The organism is Kitasatospora sp. NPDC101183, from assembly GCF_044767945.1.
GTDB lineage: Bacteria > Actinomycetota > Actinomycetes > Streptomycetales > Streptomycetaceae > Kitasatospora.
In genome coordinates, this window is record NZ_JBIWOW010000008.1 from 28,616 (window position 1) to 50,283 (window position 21,668).

At 71.0% G+C, this 21,668-nt stretch carries 18 protein-coding genes and 3 tRNA genes; 8 read left to right on the top strand and 13 right to left on the bottom strand.

What is annotated here, in order from left to right; genetic code table 11:
• Positions 1-13 precede the first annotated feature (13 nt).
• From ACIRRS_RS12670 to dnaA, 13 genes are all read right to left on the bottom strand, one after another.
• A tRNA-Ala gene (locus tag ACIRRS_RS12670) sits at positions 14-86 on the bottom strand.
• A gap of 170 nt (positions 87-256) precedes the next feature.
• On the bottom strand, positions 257-385 hold the full coding sequence (locus ACIRRS_RS12675) for a DLW-39 family protein (protein WP_014137031.1): 129 nt from the start codon (positions 383-385) through the stop codon (positions 257-259).
• Between the two features lie 280 nt (positions 386-665).
• Positions 666-739: transfer RNA gene (locus ACIRRS_RS12680), tRNA-Ile, on the bottom strand.
• A gap of 86 nt (positions 740-825) precedes the next feature.
• Positions 826-902, bottom strand: a tRNA-Ile gene (locus ACIRRS_RS12685).
• 78 nt (positions 903-980) lie between these two features.
• The gene (locus tag ACIRRS_RS12690; protein ID WP_402968897.1) at positions 981-2,324 is read right to left on the bottom strand and encodes a class I SAM-dependent methyltransferase; all 1,344 of its coding nucleotides are present in this window, start codon (positions 2,322-2,324) and stop codon (positions 981-983) included.
• 247 nt (positions 2,325-2,571) lie between these two features.
• Positions 2,572-3,300, bottom strand: a complete 729-nt coding sequence (locus ACIRRS_RS12695; RefSeq protein ID WP_402968900.1) for a DUF3566 domain-containing protein — start codon at positions 3,298-3,300, stop codon at positions 2,572-2,574.
• Positions 3,301-3,445: 145 nt separating this feature from the next.
• Positions 3,446-6,067 carry a DNA gyrase subunit A gene (gene gyrA, locus ACIRRS_RS12700; protein ID WP_402968903.1) on the bottom strand — a complete coding sequence of 874 codons (2,622 nt, stop codon included), beginning with the start codon at positions 6,065-6,067 and terminating at the stop codon, positions 3,446-3,448.
• A 58-nt stretch (positions 6,068-6,125) separates the two neighbouring features.
• Entirely contained in the window at positions 6,126-8,147 is a 2,022-nt protein-coding gene (gyrB, locus tag ACIRRS_RS12705) for a DNA topoisomerase (ATP-hydrolyzing) subunit B (protein WP_402968905.1), read from the bottom strand.
• 271 nt (positions 8,148-8,418) lie between these two features.
• The gene (locus ACIRRS_RS12710) at positions 8,419-8,955 is read right to left on the bottom strand and encodes a DUF721 domain-containing protein (protein ID WP_402968908.1); all 537 of its coding nucleotides are present in this window, start codon (positions 8,953-8,955) and stop codon (positions 8,419-8,421) included.
• A 107-nt stretch (positions 8,956-9,062) separates the two neighbouring features.
• Positions 9,063-10,196 (bottom strand): DNA replication/repair protein RecF, encoded by a 1,134-nt coding sequence (gene recF / locus ACIRRS_RS12715; protein ID WP_402968911.1) that lies wholly within the window; start codon positions 10,194-10,196, stop codon positions 9,063-9,065.
• Between the two features lie 53 nt (positions 10,197-10,249).
• A complete protein-coding gene (gnd, locus tag ACIRRS_RS12720) occupies positions 10,250-11,125 on the bottom strand; it encodes a phosphogluconate dehydrogenase (NAD(+)-dependent, decarboxylating) (protein ID WP_402968914.1) in 876 nt (291 codons plus the stop codon).
• 232 nt (positions 11,126-11,357) lie between these two features.
• Positions 11,358-12,488 carry a DNA polymerase III subunit beta gene (dnaN, locus tag ACIRRS_RS12725; protein ID WP_402968917.1) on the bottom strand — a complete coding sequence of 377 codons (1,131 nt, stop codon included), beginning with the start codon at positions 12,486-12,488 and terminating at the stop codon, positions 11,358-11,360.
• Between the two features lie 963 nt (positions 12,489-13,451).
• Complete coding sequence (gene dnaA / locus ACIRRS_RS12730; protein WP_402968920.1) at positions 13,452-15,299, bottom strand: chromosomal replication initiator protein DnaA; 1,848 nt, start codon at positions 15,297-15,299, stop codon at positions 13,452-13,454.
• A gap of 353 nt (positions 15,300-15,652) precedes the next feature.
• On the opposite strand from dnaA, the gene rpmH reads away from it, so the two are divergent.
• The 8 genes from rpmH to ACIRRS_RS12770 all read left to right on the top strand — a co-directional run bounded on the left by rpmH (position 15,653) and on the right by ACIRRS_RS12770 (position 21,653).
• Positions 15,653-15,790 carry a 50S ribosomal protein L34 gene (rpmH, locus tag ACIRRS_RS12735; protein ID WP_031067783.1) on the top strand — a complete coding sequence of 46 codons (138 nt, stop codon included), beginning with the start codon at positions 15,653-15,655 and terminating at the stop codon, positions 15,788-15,790.
• Positions 15,791-15,812: 22 nt separating this feature from the next.
• Positions 15,813-16,244, top strand: a complete 432-nt coding sequence (gene rnpA / locus ACIRRS_RS12740; protein WP_402968923.1) for a ribonuclease P protein component — start codon at positions 15,813-15,815, stop codon at positions 16,242-16,244.
• Complete coding sequence (gene yidD, locus ACIRRS_RS12745; RefSeq protein WP_402968926.1) at positions 16,241-16,561, top strand: membrane protein insertion efficiency factor YidD; 321 nt, start codon at positions 16,241-16,243, stop codon at positions 16,559-16,561. The genes rnpA and yidD overlap by 4 nt, the downstream gene beginning before the upstream one ends.
• Complete coding sequence (gene yidC, locus ACIRRS_RS12750; protein ID WP_402968929.1) at positions 16,558-17,721, top strand: membrane protein insertase YidC; 1,164 nt, start codon at positions 16,558-16,560, stop codon at positions 17,719-17,721. The genes yidD and yidC overlap by 4 nt, the downstream gene beginning before the upstream one ends.
• An 82-nt stretch (positions 17,722-17,803) precedes the next feature.
• Entirely contained in the window at positions 17,804-18,334 is a 531-nt protein-coding gene (locus ACIRRS_RS12755; protein WP_402968932.1) for a protein jag, read from the top strand.
• A 187-nt stretch (positions 18,335-18,521) separates the two neighbouring features.
• Positions 18,522-19,376, top strand: coding sequence for a 16S rRNA (guanine(527)-N(7))-methyltransferase RsmG (gene rsmG, locus ACIRRS_RS12760; protein WP_402968935.1), 855 nt, complete (start codon positions 18,522-18,524; stop codon positions 19,374-19,376).
• Between the two features lie 232 nt (positions 19,377-19,608).
• Entirely contained in the window at positions 19,609-20,589 is a 981-nt protein-coding gene (locus ACIRRS_RS12765; RefSeq protein ID WP_402968938.1) for a ParA family protein, read from the top strand.
• The gene (locus ACIRRS_RS12770; protein WP_402968941.1) at positions 20,586-21,653 is read left to right on the top strand and encodes a ParB/RepB/Spo0J family partition protein; all 1,068 of its coding nucleotides are present in this window, start codon (positions 20,586-20,588) and stop codon (positions 21,651-21,653) included. The genes ACIRRS_RS12765 and ACIRRS_RS12770 overlap by 4 nt, the downstream gene beginning before the upstream one ends.
• Positions 21,654-21,668 lie beyond the last annotated feature (15 nt).

The following is a 21,668-nucleotide window of genomic DNA, read 5'->3' on the forward strand; positions in this document are numbered from 1 at the left end:
TCATCGCGTGCTGTGGAGCATAGGAGACTCGAACTCCTGACATCTGCCTTGCAAAGGCAGCGCTCTACCAACTGAGCTAATGCCCCTCTCACGCCAGCGCGCGTGCCGACGGGCACTAGCGTACCGGGTTCCGGCGCGGTGTCGGCGCCGTCCCCGGGAGAGGAACCGGCCGGTCGGGTCGTACGGCCCGACCGGCCGGTTCGGGAGGCGCGGGCGGCGCCTCCGGAAGATCGTCGATCGTCAGATCGCCTGGGGTTCAGCGGCCGGCCGGAACCGGGTCGGTGGCCTCGGTCCACAGGTCCTGCTCGGCGCGGTCCGCCTGGACCTGACGGTAGACAAAGAAGCCGCCGAGGGCGACCAGGGCGACCAGGAGGAGCTTCTTCACCGCGGGACCTCGTCCTTCTTGCGTTGGTGGACTCAACAGCCGGTGCTCCGGCCTGAATGGCCGGGCCGACGAGTCCGGATGTGTTTCGAGAGCGAACGGGGCTGCCGGGTGCCAGACCGCCCTGCGGCCGATGATACACACCGGTGTCCCAATCGTGACCAGCCACCGGGGAAGGTCAATCCGGCGGCCCGGCCCGAGGATTGACGCCGTGCCTCCTGCCGGCCGGTGCGCGGGGACGCCGAAGGGCCCGGAGTGATCCACTCCGGGCCCTTCGGGGCGGTGGGCCTAACAGGACTTGAACCTGTGGCCTCTTCCTTATCAGGGAAGCGCTCTAACCGTCTGAGCTATAGGCCCGCGCTGCATGGGAGAGCGTACCGGAAGCCGCCCGATCCGCGAAAACGTCGAAAGGCCCGGAGTCCTGGACTCCGGGCCTTTCGCGGTGGTGGGCCTAGGAGGACTTGAACCTCCGGCCTCTTCCTTATCAGGGAAGCGCTCTAACCGTCTGAGCTATAGGCCCTTGCCGCACTGAAAGATTAGCGGACCGACGGCCGATCCCCCAAATCCGTATCGGCGGGCGCTCCCCCCGGCCTGCGGTTCAGACCCTGCTGACCGGCCTGGCCGCCCCGGCGGCGGGGCGCAGCAGCCACTCCTCGCGGGTCGGCGGCAGGCCCGCCGCGCCCTCCTCGGTGCCGCGGACGGCGAGGACCTGGTTCACCCCGATCCGGTTCTGCTCGAAGGCGAGCGCGGAGGCCGCCATGTACAGCCGCCAGACCCGCGCCCGGCCCAGGCCGACGAGGCGGACGGCCTCCGTCCAGTGCGCCTCCAGGTTGGCCACCCACTCCCGCAGGGTCAGCCCGTAGTGCTCGCGCAGCGACTCGACGTCCCGCACCTCGAAGCCGGCCTCCTCCAGCGAGGCCACGGTGGAACCGACCGGGGAGAGCTCGCCGTCCGGGAAGACGTAGCGGTCGATGAAGGGGCTGGTGCGGTGGGGCTCGCCGGGGTGGTCGGGGCGGCGGGCGATCTGGTGGTTGAGCAGCCGGCCGCCGGGCGCCAGCAGCCCGTACAGACCCTCGGCGTACGCCCGGTACTGCTCGGTGCCGACGTGCTCGGCCATGCCGACGCTGGAGATCGCGTCGAACGGGCCGTCGGGGACCTCCCGGTAGTCCTGCATCCGGACCTCGACCCGGTCGGAGAGGCCGGCCTCCTCGATCCGGCGGCGGGCCAGCGCGACCTGCTCGGTGGAGATGGAGACGCCGACGGCGGTGACGCCGTAGTGCCGCGCCGCGTGCAGCAGCAGCGAGCCCCAGCCGCAGCCGACGTCCAGCAGCCGCATCCCGGGCCGCAGGCCGAGCTTGCGGCAGATCAGGTCGAGCTTGGCCTTCTGGGCGTCCTCCAGGCTCTTGGACTCCGGCGTCCAGTAGGCGCAGGAGTAGACCATCGAGGCGCCGAGCACCAGGCCGTAGAACTCGTTGCCGACGTCGTAGTGGTGGCTGATGGCCGCGCGGTCGCGGCCGCGGCTGTGCGGCCGGCCGCCGCGGGCGCCGACCTCCTCCGGCGGCGGGACGGGCTCGGGGCCGAGCGCCCCGGCCCGCAGGGCGGCGCCGAAGGCACGACGGCCGGCGGGGCCGAGCAGTTCGCGCGGGCCCAGGCCCAGGTTGCGGATCTCGGGCCGCTCGGAGAACCGGCCGACGACGGAGAGCACCTCGTACAGGTCGGTGCCGGGGGCGGTGTCGAGGTCCCCCGCGACGTAGGCCCGGGCCAGGCCCAGCTCGCCCGGCTGCCAGAGCAGGCGGCGCAGCGCGCGCCGGTTGCGCAGGGCCACGGTGGGGGCTCCCGGGGGCCCGGCCACGCTGCCGTCCCAGGCCTGCACCCGGAGCGGTACCGGGACCTTGAGCAACCCTTCCAGGGCCTCCACCAGTTGACCTGCGAGCTTCGCCACCGCGCGCCTCCGTCCAGCCGTCCTGCGGAACCTCACCTGACCCGGTCGGGCGGACCGGGGGCGGCCTGCGGCACTCCAGGAGCGGAACGGGCGGCGTCCAGCTAATCCCACCGCGGCCGGCCCGCTTCCGGGCGGCGCGCCGCGGGCGGCCGGCTGTCACCCGAATGCCGACGGGCCCCGACAGGCTGAAACAGCCTGTGGGGCCCGTACATTCCGTTCGCGGACGGCTTGTTGACCTGCGGTCAGGTCACTCCTCCTCGGCGAGGGTCAGCTCGACCCCGCCGGTGAAGCCGGCCGCGGCGTTGTAGATGAACGCCGAGAGGGTGGACAGCGCGGTCAGCAGGACGACGTCGACCACGGCGATCAGCGTGGTGAACATCATGACCTTGCCGAAGCCGATGTAGTCCATCAGGTTCAGCTGGTTGCCGGCGTTCTCGGCGCCGCCGCCCGTGACGTCCTTCATGGTCTTGGTCAGCGAGTCGAAGACGCCGAGCGAGTCCAGGGTCATCCACAGCACGGCCGAGGCCACGATGATGATGATCCCGACCGCCACGGCGAGCAGGAAGCTGACCTTCATGACCGACCACGGGTCGATCTTGGTCACCCGCAGCCGGGCCTTGCGGGTCCGGCCGAGGCCGCCCGCGGCGGCGGGCGCGGGCGCCGGCCGGCGCGCGGCCCCGGGGACGGGCGTGCCGCCGGGCGGGGTGTTGCCGGAGGTCCGGGTCCCCCGGGCCGGCGTCGGCTGGCCCTTGGTGTACGTCGTCGGCTGCGAGAAGCCGCCCCCGCCGGGGGCCGGGCTGCTCGGGGGCGGGGGCGTCTGCCCGCCGTACGTCTGGCCCGCCCCGCCCACCGGTGGCATCAGCGAGGTGGACGCGGCCGAGTGCTCGGTCGGCGGCTGCGGCACCCCGTAACCCCCGCCCTGCGCGCCCGGACGGCCGCCGGAGGGTCCTCCCGCAGCACCCGTGGCTCCACTCACCTGGTCCTCCCGCACTTCCACCAGGGCGGCGCCCTGATCCGTCACTCGTCATCCAGCACCCGGCGGGATTGCCCGGAACTGGTCGGCGCCCCGGTGTCGGCGCGTCCACACACTCGACGCGCCGGCACCGGGGCACGGTTACGGGTCAGGCGTCGACGTCGCCGTCGGCCGCCGCCTCCGTACCCTCTGCCGTCTCGGTGGACGGGGTGGACTCGATGTCCGTGCCCTCGTCCTCCGCCGTCTCCTCGTCCTCGGCCTCGGCGTTGCGGGCCATGCCAACGACCGCATCGCGCTTTCCGAGGTTGATCAGTTGGACGCCCATGGTGTCACGTCCGGTTTCACGAACCTCGGAAACCCTCGTGCGGATCACCCCGCCCGAGAGGGTGATCGCCATGATCTCGTCGCTGTCGTCGACCACGAGCGCGCCGACCAGGGAGCCTCGGCCCTCGACGATCTTCGCCGCCTTGGTGCCGTAGCCGCCGCGCCCCTGGACACGGTACTCGTCCACCGCCGTCCGCTTCGCGTACCCGCCGTCAGTGGCGGTGAACACGTACGTACCCGGACGGACGACGTTCATGGAGAGGAGTTCGTCGTCCTCCCGGAACGACATGCCCTTGACGCCGGAGGTCGCGCGGCCGGTGGGGCGCAGCGCGTCGTCCGTGGCGGTGAAGCGGATCGACTGGGCCTTCTTGGAGACCAGCAGCAGGTCGTCCTCGGAGGAGACCAGCTCGGCGCCGATCAGCTCGTCGTCCCGGCCCTCCTCGTCCTGGCGCAGGTTGATCGCGATCAGGCCGCCGGAGCGCGGGGAGTCGTAGTCCTTGAGCGCGGACTTCTTCACCAGGCCGGCCCGGGTGGCGAGGACGAGGTAGGGCTTGTCCTCGTAGGTGCGCACGGCCATCACCTGGGTGATGTGCTCCTCCGGCTGGAAGGCCAGCAGGTTGGCGACGTGCTGGCCGCGGGCGTCGCGGCCGGCGTCCGGCAGCTCGTAGCCCTTGGCGCGGTAGACCCGGCCCTTGTTGGTGAAGAACAGGATCCAGTTGTGGGTCGTCGTCACGAAGAAGTGGTCGACGAGGTCGTCCTGCTTCAGCTGGGCGCCGCGCACGCCCTTGCCGCCGCGCTTCTGCGAGCGGTAGAGGTCGGAGCGGGTCCGCTTGACGTAGCCGCCACGGGTGATGGTGACGACGATGTCCTCCTCGGCGATGAGGTCCTCGATGGAGAGGTCGCCGTCGGACGGGATGAGGGTGGAGCGCCGCTCGTCGCCGTACTTCTCGACGATCGCGGCGAGCTCCTCGGAGATGATCTCCCGCTGGCGGACCGGGGAGGCCAGGATCGCGTTGTACTCGTCGATCTTGCGCTGCAGCTCGTCGTGCTCGTCCATGATCCGCTGGCGCTCGAGGGCGGCCAGGCGGCGCAGCTGCATCTCGAGGATGGCGTTGGCCTGGAGCTCGTCGATGTCGAGCAGGCCCATCAGGCCGGTGCGGGCGGCGTCGGCGCTGGCCGAGGCCCGGATCAGCGCGATGACCTCGTCGATCAGGTCCAGGGCCTTCAGCAGGGCGCGCAGGATGTGGGCGCGCTCCTCGGCCTTGCGCAGCCGGAAGGTGGTGCGCCGGACGATGACCTCGACCTGGTGGTTGACCCAGTGCCGGATGAAGGCGTCCACCGACAGGGTGCGCGGCACGCCGTCGACCAGGGCCAGCATGTTGGCGCCGAAGTTCGTCTGCAGCTCGGTGTGCTTGTACAGGTTGTTCAGCACGACCTTGGCGACCGCGTCGCGCTTGAGCACGACGACCAGGCGGGTGCCGGTGCGCGAGGAGGACTCGTCGCGGACGTCGGCGATGCCCGCGATCCTGCCGTCCTTGACCAGGTCGGCGATCTTCAGCGCGAGGTTGTCCGGGTTGACCTGGTACGGCAACTCGGTGATCACCAGGCACTGGCGGCCCTGGATCTCCTCGACCTCGACCACGGCCCGCATGGTGACCGAGCCGCGGCCGGTGCGGAAGTAGTCGTCGATCCCGCGGCGGCCCACGATCAGCGCGCCGGTGGGGAAGTCGGGGCCCTTGATCCGCTCGATCAGGGCCTCGAGCAGGTCCTCGGCGGAGGCCTCGGGGTTCTCCAGGTACCAGAGCGCGCCGGAGGCGACCTCGCGCAGGTTGTGCGGCGGGATGTTGGTGGCCATGCCGACCGCGATGCCGGTGGCGCCGTTGACCAGCAGGTTGGGGAAGCGGGCCGGGAGGACGGTCGGCTCCTGGGAGCGGCCGTCGTAGTTCGCCGCGAAGTCGACGGTCTCCTCGTCGATGTCGCGCATCATCTCCATGGCCAGCGGCATCAGCTTGCACTCGGTGTAGCGCATGGCCGCCGCCGGGTCGTTGCCCGGGGAGCCGAAGTTGCCGTTGCCGTCCACCAGCGGCATCCGCAGCGACCACGGCTGGGCCAGGCGGACCACGGTGTCGTAGATCGAGGTGTCGCCGTGGGGGTGGTAGTTGCCCATGACGTCGCCGACGACGCGGGCGCACTTGTAGTAGCCCTTCTCGGGCCGGTACCCGCCGTCGTACATCGCGTAGAGCACGCGGCGGTGCACCGGCTTGAGGCCGTCGCGGACCTCGGGGAGCGCACGGCTGACGATCACGCTCATCGCGTAGTCGAGGTACGAGCGCTGCATCTCGGTCTCGAGCTCGACCGGCTCGATCCGCATGGTCACCTGGGCGGTGCCCTCGGCGGCTGCGGGGGTCTCGGGCTGTTCGCCTTCGGGACGGTTGTCGTCGACCACTGGTGGTCAGTTTCCTTTCACGCGGACTGGTACGTGCGGGGCCTGGGTCGCAGGCGCGTCACACGTCCAGGAAGCGGACGTCCTTGGCGTTGCGCTGGATGAAGGAGCGCCGGGCCTCGACGTCCTCGCCCATCAGCACGGAGAACAGCTCGTCGGCGCGGGCGGCGTCCTCCAGGGTGACCTGGAGCAGCAGCCGGTGCTCGGCGTCCATGGTGGTGACGCGCAGCTCCTCGGCGTTCATCTCGCCGAGACCCTTGAAGCGCTGGATCGCGTCGTCCTTGGGCAGTCGGCGGCCGGCCTCGACGCCGGCGGCGATCAGCGCGTCGCGCTCGCGGTCCGAGTAGGCGTACTCGAAGTCGTCCTTGCCCCACTTGATCTTGTACAGCGGGGGCATGGCGAGGTAGACGTACCCGGACTCGACCAGCGGCCGCATGAAGCGGAACAGCAGGGTGAGCAGCAGGGTGCGGATGTGCTGTCCGTCGACGTCGGCGTCGGCCATCAGGACGATCTTGTGGTACCGCAGCTTGGACTCGTCGTAGTCCTCCTGGATGCCGCAGCCGAAGGCCGAGATCAGCGCCTGGACCTCGGTGTTCTGCAGCACCTTGTCGATCCGGGCCTTCTCGACGTTCAGGATCTTGCCGCGGATCGGGAGGATGGCCTGGGTGCGCGGGTCGCGGCCCTGCTTGGCCGAGCCGCCGGCGGAGTCACCCTCGACGATGAAGATCTCGCACTCGGAGGGGTCCTTGGACTGGCAGTCGGAGAGCTTGCCCGGCAGCGAGGCGGACTCCAGCAGGCCCTTGCGGCGCGTCAGGTCGCGGGCCTTGCGGGCGGCGACGCGCGCGGTGGCGGCCTGGATGGACTTGCGGATGATGTCCGCGGCCTCGTTGGGGTTGCGGTCGAGCCAGTCGTTGAGCTGCTCGTGGACGACCTTCTGGACGAAGGTCTTCGCCTCGGTGTTGCCGAGCTTGTCCTTGGTCTGGCCCTCGAACTGCGGCTCGCCGAGCTTGACCGAGATGATCGCGGTCAGGCCCTCGCGGATGTCCTCGCCGGAGAGGTTGTCGTCCTTCTCCCGGAGCAGCTTCTTGTCGCGCGCGTAGCGGTTGACCAGGCCGGTCAGCGCCGCGCGGAAGCCCTCCTCGTGGGTGCCGCCGCCGTGGGTGTGGATGGTGTTGGCGAAGCTGTAGACCCCCTCGGTGTAGGAGGAGTTCCACTGCATCGCGACCTCCACCGAGATCGCCTTGTCCTTGTCCTCGGACTCGAAGTCGATGACGGAGGGGTGGATGACCTCGCCCTTGCGGGAGTTGAGGTGGGCGACGAAGTCGGCGATGCCGCCGTCGTACTTGTACGTGACGGAGAGCGGCTTGCCCTCCTCGTCGACGTGCTCGGGGCGCTCGTCGCTCAGCGAGATGGAGAGGCCCTTGTTGAGGAAGGCCATCTCCTGGAAGCGCCGGGAGAGCGTCTCGAAGGAGTAGACGGTGGTCTCGAAGATGTCGCCGTCGGCCCAGAAGGTGACCGTGGTGCCGGTGCGGTCGGTCTCCGCGCCCTTGACCAGGGCGGCCGTCGGCGCGCCCATCTTGTAGTCCTGGGTCCAGATGTGGCCCTCGGTGTGGATCTCCACCGCGAGGCGGGTGGAGAGCGCGTTCACCACCGAGACGCCGACGCCGTGCAGACCTCCGGAGACCGCGTAGCCGCCGCCGCCGAACTTGCCGCCCGCGTGCAGGACGGTGAGCACGACCTCGACGGCCGGCTTCTCCTGCCCGGGGACGATGCCGACCGGGATGCCGCGGCCGTTGTCGGCCACCCGCACGCCGCCGTCGGGCAGGATCGTGACCTGGATGGTGTCGGCGTGCCCCGCCATGGCCTCGTCGACGGAGTTGTCCACGACCTCCTGCACCAGGTGGTGCAGGCCACGCTCACCGGTCGAGCCGATGTACATGCCGGGACGCTTGCGGACGGCGTCGAGGCCCTCCAGCACCTGGATGTTGCTGGCGTTGTAGGACGTCTCGCCCTGGTCGGTCTGGTCTGGGGTCTGGCTGGGGTTGCCGGAATCGGCCACGAAGCGCCCTCTCTGGCACAGCACGGGGCCGCAGGCCCTCCCCTGCGGGCGAGCGTGCGACCACGGCGTTTCGACTCGGTTGCCACTGGCAACAGTGTTTGCTCTTAAGTCTACCGGTAGGACTGACAGAGATGGGCGTTTGGCAGCCCTTGAAGGCAGATACGCCGCCCTGAATCCCCTCTGCACGTGTCCCGATACTCGACCGGGGGGCCCAGAGCGCTTGAAAGGGCTGTCAGGGGTTCCGGAAGATCGCCGTCCGGCAGCGGTCGCCGGAGGGGCCCGGAGCCGGCGGCGGTCAGCCCCAGGTGTCGCCCGGCCCCTTGCTCCCCGGGGCGCGCAACCGGCCGTAACCGCGGGCGGGCGCGGCCGGACCGAGCACCTTGATGGTACGGACGGTGCCATGGCCCAGCTCGTGGTTCAGACGAGCCACCAACTGCCGCGCCAGCCAGCGCAGTTGGGTGGCCCAGGCGGTGGAGTCGCACTGCACGGTGAGGACGGCGGCCGCGTCGTCGTAGGAGGAGGGGTGGCAGTGGGCGGCGATGTCGGGGCCGACGATCTGCGGCCAGCGGCCCATCACCCCGCCGACGGCGGCCGAGGACTCCCAGCCGCGCTCGGTCAGCAGCCGGTTCAGCGCCGCGCCCAGCGGGACGGGGTCGCGGCCGTCGGAGCGGGCGCCGCTGCGCAGCCCGTGGCGCTTCGCCTCGCGCTTCTGCTGGACCTGCTCGCCGCGCTGCTTCGCCTGGGCCCGGGCCGCCCGCAGCGCGGAGCGGGCGAGGTCGGCGCCCGTCAGCTCGCCACCGCCCCGGGGGGAGGTCTCCGCCGGTTCGCTCACGGCGATCTCCTTTCCCCAGCCTGTGGACAACGCTGAGCGGTCCAGCGTACGGGAGGGCGCGGGGGAGCCCGTACGGGCGGTGGGTGCGGGCGGGGTCCGGGCGCGGCTCAGGCGTCGACCCGGCGGACCTCGCCGTCGGAGACGGCGAAGCGGGCGCCGGCCAGCGCCTTCGGCACGTCCTCGGCGACGGCGGCGGTGACCAGCACCTGCTCGCCGTCGGCGACCAGCTCGGCCAGGCGGTCCCGGCGGGCGGCGTCGAGCTCGGCGAACACGTCGTCGAGGATCAGCACCGGCTCGCCGCCGTCCGCGCGCAGCAGCTCGTACGAGGCCAGCCGCAGCGCCAGCGCGAACGACCAGGACTCGCCGTGGCTGGCGTACCCCTTGGCCGGAAGCGGGCCGAGCTTGAGCCCCAGCTCGTCGCGGTGCGGGCCGACCAGGGTGATCCCCCGCTCGACCTCCTGCTTGCGCACCGTCCGCAGGGCGTCCAGGAGTTGCTCCTCGGCCTGCTCGCGGCTGGTCGGCAGCTCGCCCTCGAAGGAGCTGCGGTACTCCAGCAGCGTCTCCCCGCCGCCGGGGGCGACCCGGGCGTAGGCGGCCGTCACCAGGGGCTGCAGGGCGGCCACCAGCTGGATCCGGAAGGCCGTCAACTCGGCTCCGGCGCGGGCCAGATGGCCGTCCCAGACCTCCAGGGTGGACAGGTCGGCGCCCTTGCCGCCGCCGGCCCGGCGGGCCATCGCGGCGGTCTTGAGCAGGGCGTTGCGCTGCTTGAGCACCCGCTCGTAGTCCTGCCGCACGCCCGCCAGCCTCGGGGCGCGGGCGGTCAGCAGCTCGTCCAGGAAGCGCCGGCGCTCCCCCGGGTCGCCCTTGACCAGGCTGAGGTCCTCGGGGGCGAACAGGACGGTGCGCAGCAGGCCGAGCACGTCACGCGGGCGGACGTTGTCGGAGCGGTTGATCCGGGCCCGGTTGGCCTTGCCCGGGGTGAGCTCCAGCTCGATCAGGGTGGAGCGGCCGCGGTCCACCACCGAGGTGCGGACGACGGCCCGCTCGGCGCCCAGCCGGATCAGCGGGGCGTCGGTGGCGACCCGGTGGCTGCCCAGGGTGGCGACGTAGCCGATCGCCTCGACCAGGTTGGTCTTGCCCTGGCCGTTGGGCCCCACGAAGGCCGTCACGCCCGGGTCGAGGGGAACCTCGGCCCGGGCGTACGAACGGAAGTCGGCGAGCGACAGGTGCGCGACGTGCATGGCTGTGGACTGCGCCCGCCTTCTTCTGTGGAGATGTGGACGACGGCTGTGGACTACTTCGACTCGACCGCGTGGCCGCCGAACTGGTTGCGCAGCGCGGCGATCATCTTCATCTGCGGCGAGTCCTCCTGGCGGGAGGCGAAGCGGGCGAACAGCGAGGCGGTGATGGCCGGAAGCGGCACGGCGTGGTCGATGGCGGCCTCGACGGTCCAGCGGCCCTCGCCGGAGTCGGCGGCCCAGCCGCGCAGCTTGGCCAGGTGCTCGTCCTCGTCCAGGGCGCGGACGGCGAGGTCCAGCAGCCAGGAGCGGATGACCGTGCCCTCCTGCCAGCTGCGGAAGACCTCGCGCACGTCGGTGACCTCGGGGGCGGCCTCCAGCAGCTCCCAGCCCTCGGCGAAGGCCTGCATCATCGCGTACTCGATGCCGTTGTGGACCATCTTGGCGAAGTGGCCGGCGCCGGCGCTGCCGGCGTGCACGTCGCCGAACTCGCCCTCGGGCTTGAGGGCGTCGAAGACCGGCTTGACGCGGGCGACGTGCTCGGCGTCGCCGCCGTACATGAGGGCATAGCCGTTCTCCAGGCCCCAGACGCCGCCCGAGACGCCGCAGTCGACGAAGCCGATGCCCTTGGCGGCCAGCGCCTCGGCGTGCTTGATGTCGTCCGTCCAACGGGAGTTGCCGCCGTCGACGACGACGTCGCCGGGGGAGAGCAGCTCGGCGAGCTCGTCGACGGTCGCCTGGGTGGCGGCGCCGGCCGGGACCATCACCCAGATCACGCGCGGGCCCTGGAGCTTGGCGACGAGTTCCTGCAGGCTCTCGACGTCGGAGACGTCCGGGTTGCGGTCGTAGCCGATGACGGTGTGGCCGGCGCGGCGAATCCGCTCGCGCATGTTGCCGCCCATCTTGCCGAGACCGATGAGGCCGAGCTCCATGACCAAGTCCTTACCTGTGGTGACGTGCCTGCCGGCGGCGCCGTTGCCGCACTCCTTGAGCCTACGCGCTGGATTCGGAGCGGCCGCCTGGAGCCGGGCCGACCGGGGGAGACGCGCACAGGCTGTGCACAGGGGTTGTGCACAGCCTGTGGGCGACGGTGTGGACCGTGGTCGTCCGGGTGTTGCCGAGCTCGCTGGACTCTCGCCGGACTCTCGCCGGAAGCGGCCGGGATCAGCCGGAGAGGCGGACCGGCATGATCAGGTACTGGTAGGCCTTGTCCTCCTCGGCGTCCACCGCCGCCTTGCCGCTGAGCAGCGCCGGCTTGGTCGGGGTGGTGAAGCTGAGCTGGGCGAAGGGGGAGTCGATGGCCTTGAGGCCCTCCTCCAGGTAGCCCGGGTTGAAGGCGATCGAGATGTCGTCGCCCTCGAGGTCGGCGTCGATCCGCTCGGTGGCCTGGGCGTCGTCGCCCGAGCCGGCCTCCAGCGTCAGCACGCCCTGCTCGAAGCTGAGCCGGACGGGCGTGTTGCGCTCGGCGACCAGCGAGACGCGCTTGAGCGCCTCCAGGAAGGGCTGGGTCTGGATCGCGGCGACGGCGCTGAACTCCGTCGGGAACAGGCTGCGGAACTTGGGGAACTCGCCCTCCAGCAGCCGGGTGGTGGTGCGGCGGCCGGCGCCCTCGAAGCCGATCAGGCCCTCGCCCGCGCCGCCCGAGGAGAGGGCGATGGAGACGTTGTCGCCGCTGCCGAGGGACTTGGCGATGTCCTGCAGCGTCTTGGCGGGCACCAGGGCGACGGCGGAGATGTCCGCCTGCTCGGGCTTCCACAGCAGCTCGCGGACGGCGAAGCGGTAGCGGTCGGTCGCGGCCAGGGTGATCTTGTCGCCCTCGATCTCCACGCGCACACCGGTGAGCACCGGCAGGGTGTCGTCACGGCCGGCGGCCACGGCGGCCTGGCTGACGGCGGAGGCGAAGACGTCGCCCGAGACGGTGCCGGTGGCGGTCGGCATCTGGGGCAGGGCCGGGTACTCGTCCACGGGCAGGGTGGGGAGGGTGAACCGGGAGCTGCCGCAGACGACGCTGACCCGCTGGCCGTCGGTGGAGATCTCCACAGGCCTGTTGGGGAGGTTGCGCGAGATGTCGTTGAGCAGGCGGCCGGAGACCAGGACGGTGCCGGCCTCCTCGATGTCCGCCTCCAGCTCGACCCGGGCCGAGACCTCGTAGTCGAAGCCGGACAGGGCCAGGCTGCCGTCCTGCGCCGTCAGCAGCAGGCCGGCCAGCACCGGCACCGGCGGCCGTGCCGGGAGGCTGCGAGCAGCCCAGGCCACCGCCTCCGCGAGGACGTCACGCTCCACCCGGAACTTCACCGGTAACCGCCTCCTGGATCGAGCGCTCCCGCTCGCAGTCTGGTTCGTCTGATCTTGATCGTCGGTTCGACTGTCCACCGAGCGATGCCACTCCGCTTCCAGTCTGCAGAGGACAGTCTGACGTACTCCGCCGACAGACGGGGCAGACGGGCGGAAGCGAGCCGAACAGATGTCGGGGCGCGGTTGTCCACAGATTTCGGGCCCACCCACCTTGAAACCAAGTTCTCGGTCTATCTGTGTAGCGGTAGTAGTAGGGCCTGTGGAAACCGTGGATAACCCCGTTTTCGCAGGTCAGGGCCCGGATTTTGTCCACATCGGGTGTGGACGGCGCCTGTGGACGGACAGGGCCCGCTGTGGACGACCGAGCGTTACCCACAGGCCACGCCGGGTATCCACAGGTTATCCCCAGCTCTGTCCCCAGATCCGGGCCCGGTTATCCACCGGGGTCGGTCAACTTTGCGTGACGCCTTTCACACCTGGGCATGAACGCCGCCCCAAGGTTGTCGAACTGTGGACGCCGCTGTGGACAAGCTGGGGATAACCACCCTCACCCTGGGGACAACCGGTGGATAACCCGGACGGCCCATTGGCGGCCCGTCAATTGTCCACACCCTGTGGATAACCGTTGTGCACAAGTCCACAGGCACCTGACCTGCGCGGAAGAGCGTAGCGGCGCCGGGCCTGTGGACGAATTCTGGATAACTTCCGGTCCTGTGGCCTGTGGATGGTGGAGAAGGCCCCGAACCTGTGGACAACGGCCGTTCGCGCCCCGGGTTTTCGAATCACCGGTCAGTTGTTCGGCGCGGCCTGTGGATCGACCCTGGTTTTGGATCGACGCAGCGCCCGTCGGGGAGATCCCTGCCCCGGAGGACCGCCGTACACACCTGCGGAGGCGTTCCGGAAGCGCGAAAAGGGCGTCAGGATCGCTCCTGACGCCCTTTTCGGCCACGCGGTGGCCGAAGGCTAGCTCTTGATGCGGTTGGTGAGTTCGGTGACCTGGTTGTAGATCGAGCGCCGCTCCGCCATCAGCGAGCGGATCTTGCGGTCCGCGTGCATGACCGTGGTGTGGTCGCGGCCGCCGAACTGCGCGCCGATCTTGGGCAGCGAGAGGTCGGTGAGCTCCCGGCAGAGGTACATGGCGATCTGACGTGCCGTCACCAGCACGCGGCTGCGCGAGGATCCGCACAGGTCGTCCACGCCGAGCCCGAAGTAGGCGGCGGTCTGCTGCATGATGACCTGCGCGGTGATCTCCGGGCCGGCGTCCTCGTCCCCGCCCGGGATCAGGTCCTTGAGGACGATTCCCGCCAACTCCAGGTCCACGGGCGCCCTGTTGAGGTTGGCGAAGGCGGTGACGCGGATCAGCGCGCCCTCCAACTCCCGGATGTTGCGGGTGATCCGGGAGGCGATGAACTCCAACACGTCGGCGGGGGCGTTGAGTTGCTCCTGGATCGCCTTCTTGCGGAGGATCGCGATCCGGGTCTCCAGCTCCGGCGGGGTGACGTCGGTGATCAGCCCCCACTCGAAGCGGTTGCGCAGCCGGTCCTCCAGCGTGGTCAGCAGCTTGGGCGGTCGGTCCGAGGACAGCACGATCTGCTTGTTCGCGTTGTGGAGGGTGTTGAAGGTGTGGAAGAACTCCTCCTGCGTGGACTCCTTGCTCGCGAGGAACTGGATGTCGTCCACGAGCAGGATGTCCATGTCCCGGTAGCGGCGGCGGAAGGTGTCCGCCTTGCCGTCCCGGATGGAGTTGATGAACTCGTTGGTGAACTCCTCGGAGGACACGTACCGCACCCGGGTGCCCGGGAAGAGGCTGCGGGAGTAGTGCCCGATGGCGTGCAGCAGGTGGGTCTTGCCCAGCCCGGACTCGCCGTAGATGAAGAGCGGGTTGTACGCCTTGGCCGGGGCCTCGGCGACGGCCACCGCCGCCGCGTGCGCGAAGCGGTTGCTCGCGCCGATGACGAAGGTGTCGAAGAGGTACTTGGGGTTCAGCCGTGCGGCGGGCTCGTCCTTGCGGGAGCCGCCGGCCGGGGGAGCGCCGGGCGGGGCGGGCACCCCGGGAACGCCGGGGCGCTCCGGGGCGTGCTCGGCGGGGGCCTTCTCGACCGGGCGCCCGCCTGTGGGGCGGGAGCCGGGGGCCCGGCGGCCGGCGCCGGTGCGGGGGTGCTCGTTCGGGCCGGGGCCGTACGCGCCGCCGAACAGGTCGCCCTGGGTGGTCGAGGGCGGGCTCGGGACGGGCCGCTGCGCCGGGCGGGGCGAGGGCTCCTCGGGCTCGTGGTACTGCGGCTGCTGGTCCTGGTACGGAGCGGGCTGCTCCTGGTAGCCGGGCCAGGGCTGGGCGGGCCGGCCGCCGCCGTACGGCCCGGGGCGCTGCTCGTAGCCGCCGCTCTCGTAGCGCGGGCGCTCGTAGTCCTGCTCGTACGGCTGCTGGTAGCCGCCGGGGCCTCCGTAGCCGTTGTGCCCGCCGTGGCCGCCGAGGTCCTCCTCGGCCGGGCCGGGGTACGGCTCGACGGGGGCCTGGGGGGCGGAGGGCGCGGGGGTGGTGGGCACGGCGTCGGCGTCGACCATGACGGCGATGCGCACCGGGCGGCTCAGCTCGTCGCTGAGCGCCTCGGTCAGCTGCGGCAGCAGCCGGCCCTCCAGCACCTGCTTGGCCCGCTCGTTCGGGGTCGCCAGCAGGGCGGTGTCGTGCATCATCCACATCGGCTGGGTGCGCTGCACCCACTGCTTGTCCATCTCCCCGATATCCGGGTCGTTGACCAGCCGCTCGACGACCCTCGCCCAGACCGGGACGAGGTCGCTGTTGATCTCAGCCACTGGTGCACGCTTTCCGATGAACAAACCAGACAAGTCCTGCAACGGTAGTCAGCGAACAGAGACGGATCAAGTCGTTGTCCACAGGCTGTGGGTAAGCGGCCCGGGTCGGGCTGGTTTGACCCTTGCCTGCTGTCCCGCGTACCGTAACCAGGTCGAGTTGTCGATGGCCGCTGCCGCATGTCCGCGGGTCCACCCGCTCCATAGGGCGCGCAGCACGGGCGCCGTGGATTGCCCCGAACCCCAGCCGAACTGGGGAGATGGGCCGATTTCCGAATTCAGGGGAGATCACGCGGACGCACGGTGACGGCCAAGCGACCCCCCGTCATCCTACGATTCACCTCAGGAGCCCCCGAGTGAGCAAGCGCACCTTCCAGCCGAACAACCGCCGTCGCGCGAAGACCCACGGCTTCCGTCTGCGTATGCGTACCCGTGCCGGCCGCGCCATCCTGGCCGCCCGCCGTGGCAAGGGCCGCGCCGCCCTGTCCGCCTGATCCACAACGCCAAGGGTCTGTTGTGCTGCCCTCCGAGAATCGGCTGCGGCGGCGCCAGGACTTCGCGACCGCGGTCAAACGCGGCCGCCGGGCCGGCCGGCCCCTGTTGGTCGTCCATCTCAGTAGAGAGGACGATCCCCGGCAGGGGCAGGCCGACCGGACGAGCGACATCCGCCCGCACGTCGCCGAGGGGACTCCTTCGGCGCGTGCGGGTTTCGTCGTGAGCAAGGCCGTCGGCCCAGCGGTCGTCCGTAACCTGGTCAAGCGCCGGTTGCGTCACCTCGTCCGTGATCGCCTGTCCCGGCTGCCCGCCGGTAGCCTGATAGTGGTGCGTGCGCTGCCCCCGGCCGCGTCCGCCTCGTACCAGGACCTCGAACGGGACCTGGACGCGGCGCTCAAGCGGTTGCTGCGGGCGGAGCCCACCGCCGCGGCGCCGACGGGAGCAGGGCGATGAAGTACCTGCTGATGGGTCTGATCAGGGTCTACCAGTGGACGATCAGCCCACTGCTCGGTCCGGTCTGCCGCTACTACCCGTCCTGTTCCCACTACGGCTACGAGGCCGTGAGGGTGCACGGGGCGATCAAGGGCGGCGGTCTGACCGCGTGGCGCATCCTGCGCTGCAATCCGTGGACGCCCGGCGGGGTGGACCATGTACCGCCGCGCAAGCACCCGGTGTGGCACCGCCGGCTGCGCGATCTGCTGAGCCCCAAGAGCGGGACCGCCGAGCCGGAGCCGGTGGCGAAGCCCGATGCCAAGGAGTCTGACCGGTGACCTTCGGTTTTCTGAGTCCCCTCTACACGGCGGTGTCCTGGATCATCGTCCAGTTCCACTCGCTGTACAGCCACGTCTTCGATCCGAACGGCGGCTGGGCCTGGGGGCTGTCCATCGCCTCGATGGTGGTCGTCATCCGGATCTGCCTGATCCCGCTCTTCGTGAAGCAGATCAAGGCGACCCGCGCCATGCAGGCGATCCAGCCGAAGATGAAGGCGATCCAGGAGCGCTACAAGAGCGACAAGCAGCGCCAGTCCGAAGAGATGATGAAGCTGTACAAGGAGGCGGGCACCAACCCGTTCTCCAGCTGCCTTCCCATCATCGTGCAGGCGCCCTTCTTCACGGCCCTCTACGGGGTACTGGCCTCCGTCGCCAATGACAAGAAGATCGGGGTCATCGACCAGAGCCTGCTGGAGAGCGCCAAGCAGGCCCACATCTTCGGCGCGCCGCTGTCGGCCAAGTTCGTCGGCTCCGACAGCCTGAACGTCCAGATCGTCACCGCGGTGATGATCATCCTGATGTCGCTGTCGCAGTTCATCACCCAGCGCCAGCTGATGACCAAGAACGTCGACCTCACGGTCAAGACGCCGTTCATGCAGCAGCAGAAGATGCTGATGTACGTCTTCCCGATCATGTTCGCCGTCATGGGCATCAACTTCCCGGTCGGTGTCCTGGTCTACTGGCTGACCACCAACGTCTGGACCATGGGCCAGCAGCTGATCGTCATCCACAACAACCCGACCCCCGGCAGCCACGCCTTCCAGCAGCGCCAGGAGCGCCTGAAGAAGACCGGCCGGCTCCGCGCGGACGGTACGGAGATCAAGGGCGCGCTCTGGGGCATGCTGCCCCCGTCCAAGACGGCGCTGGCCGAGGCGGCCTCCGCCGCCGCCGTGGTCGAGGAGTCGGTGCGGGCCAACCGCCAGCAACCGCGTCGGCAGACCAAGGCCCAGCGCCAGCAGGGCGGTGCCGCGCACACGGCCGAGACCGACGAGGGCGCCGAGGCCGAGCAGCCGGTGGAGGACGCCGTCCCGGCGGACTCCGGCACCAAGCCCACGGCGGCCAAGCAGACCGCGGCCAAGCCCGGCGGTACCAGGCAGGGCACCCGCCAGCAGCCCAAGCGCGGCGGCGGCGGTGGCCAGCGGCCGAAGAGGAAGTCCTGACGGGCCCGAGGCCCGTCCCGGCAGCCCCGAAGAGCTTCGTTCCCGGCCCGTCCGACGGGCCCAACTCCGAAGGAGTCCATCAGTGACGGAAGGCACCACCTCCGCCGTCGAGGCCGAGGCCGCCGCCAGCGCCGACCAGAGCATCGTCGCCCGCCTGGAGCAGGAGGGCGACATCGCGGCGGACTACCTGGAGGGTCTGCTCGACATCGCGGACCTCGACGGCGACATCGACATGGACGTCGAGGGCGACCGCGCCCTGGTGTCCATCGTCGGTGACGGCAACGACCGTACGCTGCAGCGTCTCGTCGGCCAGGACGGCGAGGTGCTGGAGGCCCTCCAGGAACTGACCCGCTTGGCCGTGCACCGGGAGACCGGTGAGCGCAGCCGCCTCATGCTGGACATCGCGGGCTTCCGGGCGCGCAAGCGCTCCGAGCTGGCCGTGCTCGGGGCCAAGGCCGCGGAGCAGGCGAAGAGCTCGGGTGAGCAGGTCAAGCTGCAGCCGATGACGCCGTTCGAGCGCAAGGTCGTGCACGACGCCGTCGCGGCGGCCGGGCTGCGCAGCGAGTCCGAGGGCGAAGAGCCCCAGCGGTTCGTGGTCGTGCTGCCGGCCTGACGGTCGGCAGGTCGACGGCCGGTCGCCGCGGAGGCGGCCGGACGGGCTTCACCGGACGCGACCCCGTCCGCCTCGTGCGGGCGGGGTCGTCGTCCCTTCCGCGGGGCGTGGCGTCCGGCGGCGATGTTTCACGTGAAACAGTGCGATGAGCGGGTCGAAGGGCGATCCGGGGAGCGGAGAGGTCGAGATGGACACGGACAACGCGGCTGCCGGCCGTCCAGGGGCGGCTGACGCGAATCCGGCCGCCGAGGAGCCGACCGCGCAGGAGCGGGACGTCGTGGCGCCCGAGGTGGACGTCCGGGCCGAGGCGCCGGCCGCCGCCCGGGAGGTGTTCGGGGACCGGTTCGAGGCCGCCGTCCGCTACACCGAGCTGCTGGCCACCGCCGGGGTGTCGCGCGGGCTGATCGGGCCGCGCGAGGTGCCCCGGCTCTGGGACCGGCACGTGCTCAACTGCGCGGTGCTGGCCGAGCTGCTGCCCTCCGGGACGACCCTGTGCGACGTGGGCTCCGGCGCGGGCCTGCCGGGCATCCCGGTGGCGCTGGCCCGGCCGGACGTCTCGGTGACGCTGCTGGAGCCGCTGCTGCGCCGGACCACCTTCCTGGAGGAGGTCGTCCGGGAGCTCGGGCTGGAGAACGTCACGGTGCTGCGCGGCCGGGCCGAGGAGATGGTCGGCAAGCTCGCGGTGGACGTGGTGACGGCCCGCGCGGTGGCGCCGCTGGACCGGCTGGCGGGCTGGGGCATGCCGCTGCTGCGTCCGCACGGGCAGATGCTGGCGCTCAAGGGCGACAGCGCGGAGCAGGAACTCGCGGACTCCCGGGCCGGGCTGGCGAAGCTGGGCGCGGTCGAGTCCTCGGTGATCTCGGTCGGCGAGGGCACACTGGAGACCTCGACCCGGGTGATCCAGGTCAAGGCGGGGGAGAGCCCCGGCGGGGTGAAGGCGGCGACCCGACGGGCCAAGGCCGCCAGGGCCGGACGCGCCGCGGGTGCCCGCGTGACCGGTGGCGACCGCGGCCGTGGCCGTGGCGGGCGCCGAACCCGCTGATCGAGCGCTCCGACGACGGGCGGACGGACCTCCTGGGCGGGGGACCGTCCGCCCGTCGTCTTTCAGGTGACGGGAGGGCCGCCGTCCGACCACCGGAGTGTCGCAACGTCAGATTTCCGGCATAGCGGGCATGGTGTTCCACGTGAAACGTCGCTCGTTGCTCTCCGGAATCCTCGCCCGCGGCCGGGCTGCGACTGTTGCCGCTCCCGTTCCACGTGAAACACTGACCACCATGCAGGACTCGGAGACCGTCGACCAGATCGACGACACGCCCATCGCGCGGGCTGCCCAGGCTGCGGTTCAGGCGATCGGACGGGCGGGGGAGGGCCTTCCCCGCCCCGCCGCCACCCGGGTGATGGTGGTCGCCAACCAGAAGGGCGGGGTGGGCAAGACCACCACCACCGTCAACATGGCCGCCTCGCTCGCGATGCACGGACTGCGCGTCCTGGTCGTCGACCTCGACCCGCAGGGGAACGCCTCCACCGCCCTCGGCATCGACCACCACGCCGAGGTGCCCTCCATCTACGACGTCCTGGTCGAGGGCAAGCCCCTGGCCGACGTGGTCCAGCCGGTGCGGGACGTCGAGGGGCTGTTCTGCGTCCCCGCGACCATCGACCTCGCCGGCGCGGAGATCGAGCTGGTCTCCATGGTGGCCCGCGAGAGCCGGCTGCAGCGCGCGATCGCCGCCTACGAGCAGCCGCTGGACTACGTCCTGATCGACTGTCCGCCCTCGCTGGGCCTGTTGACGGTCAACGCCCTGGTCGCCGGCCAGGAGGTGCTGATCCCGATCCAGTGCGAGTACTACGCGCTGGAGGGCCTCGGCCAACTGCTGCGCAACGTCGACCTGGTGCGCGCGCACCTCAACTCCACGCTGCACGTCTCGACCATCCTGCTCACCATGTACGACGCCCGGACCCGGCTGGCCGCCCAGGTCGCCGAGGAGGTCCGGACCCACTTCCAGGCCGAGGTGCTGAGCACGGCGATCCCGCGCTCGGTCCGCATCTCGGAGGCGCCCAGCTACGGGCAGACGGTGCTCACCTACGACCCGGGCTCGACCGGGGCGCTCTCCTACCTGGAGGCCGCCCGCGAGCTGGCGCTGCGTGCGGTGGGCCCGAACGGTTCGCTGGTGGGCCAGCAGCGGGACGGCAGCGGTACGACGGCGGTACGGGGCACCGAGCCCCGGTGGCACGGCACGACGGAGGGTCAGCAGTGAGTGGTGGTCGCAGGGGTCTGGGACGAGGGCTCGGGGCGTTGATCGGCCCGGCCACGCCGGCCGACGGCGGGGCGGCGCGGTCCGCCACGGCTCCGTCCGCGCCGGCCTCGGTGGTGGCGACCGCGACGACGTCGCCGGCCGCGCTGCCGGTGCTGCCGGGCGGTCGGGGCACGGTGGCGGCACGGGCGGCGGGCAAGCGGCCGGTGCAGCCGAAGCCCGAGCCCACCGCCTTCTTCGCGGAGCTGCCGCTGGACTCGATCGAGCCCAACCCCCGGCAGCCCCGTGAGGTCTTCGACGACGACAAGCTGGCCGAGCTGGTCGCCTCGATCAAGGAGGTCGGTCTGCTCCAGCCGGTCGTGGTGCGCCAGACCGGGCCGGAGAAGTTCGAACTGATCATGGGTGAGCGCCGCTGGCGCGCCTCCCGCGAGGCCGGGCTGGAGCTGATCCCGGCGATCGTCCGGGCCACCGAGGACGACAAGCTCCTCCTGGACGCCCTGCTGGAGAACCTGCACCGCGCCGAGCTGAACGCGCTGGAGGAGGCGGCCGCCTACGACCAGTTGCTGCGGGACTTCTCCTGCACCCAGGAGGAACTGGCCGACCGGGTCGGCCGCTCGCGCCCGCACGTGACCAACACCCTGCGGCTGCTCAAGCTCCCGCCGGCCGTCCAGACCAGGGTCGCCGCCGGCACGATCTCCGCCGGTCACGCCAAGGCGCTCTGCAGTCTGAGTGATCCGGGGGACCAGGAGAAGCTGGCGGCCCGGATCAACCGCGAGGGTCTCTCGGTGCGGACGGTCGAGGAGATCGTCCAGATGATGAACGGGGAAGAGCCCAAGAAGAAGCGCCCGGCGCCGAAGGCGGGTGCCCGGATCAGCCCGGCCTTCAACGAGCTGGCGACCAGGCTCTCGGACCGCTTCGACACCGTGGTCAAGGTCGAGGTGTCGCAGCGCGGTGGCAAGCTCGGCAAGGGCAAGGTCGTCCTGGAGTTCGCGTCGGTGGAGGACCTGAACCGCATCCTGGACAGCGTGGCTCCGGGCGAGGACGGCCTCCGGCTGTCGCAGGGCTGAGCCGGGAACGGCCGC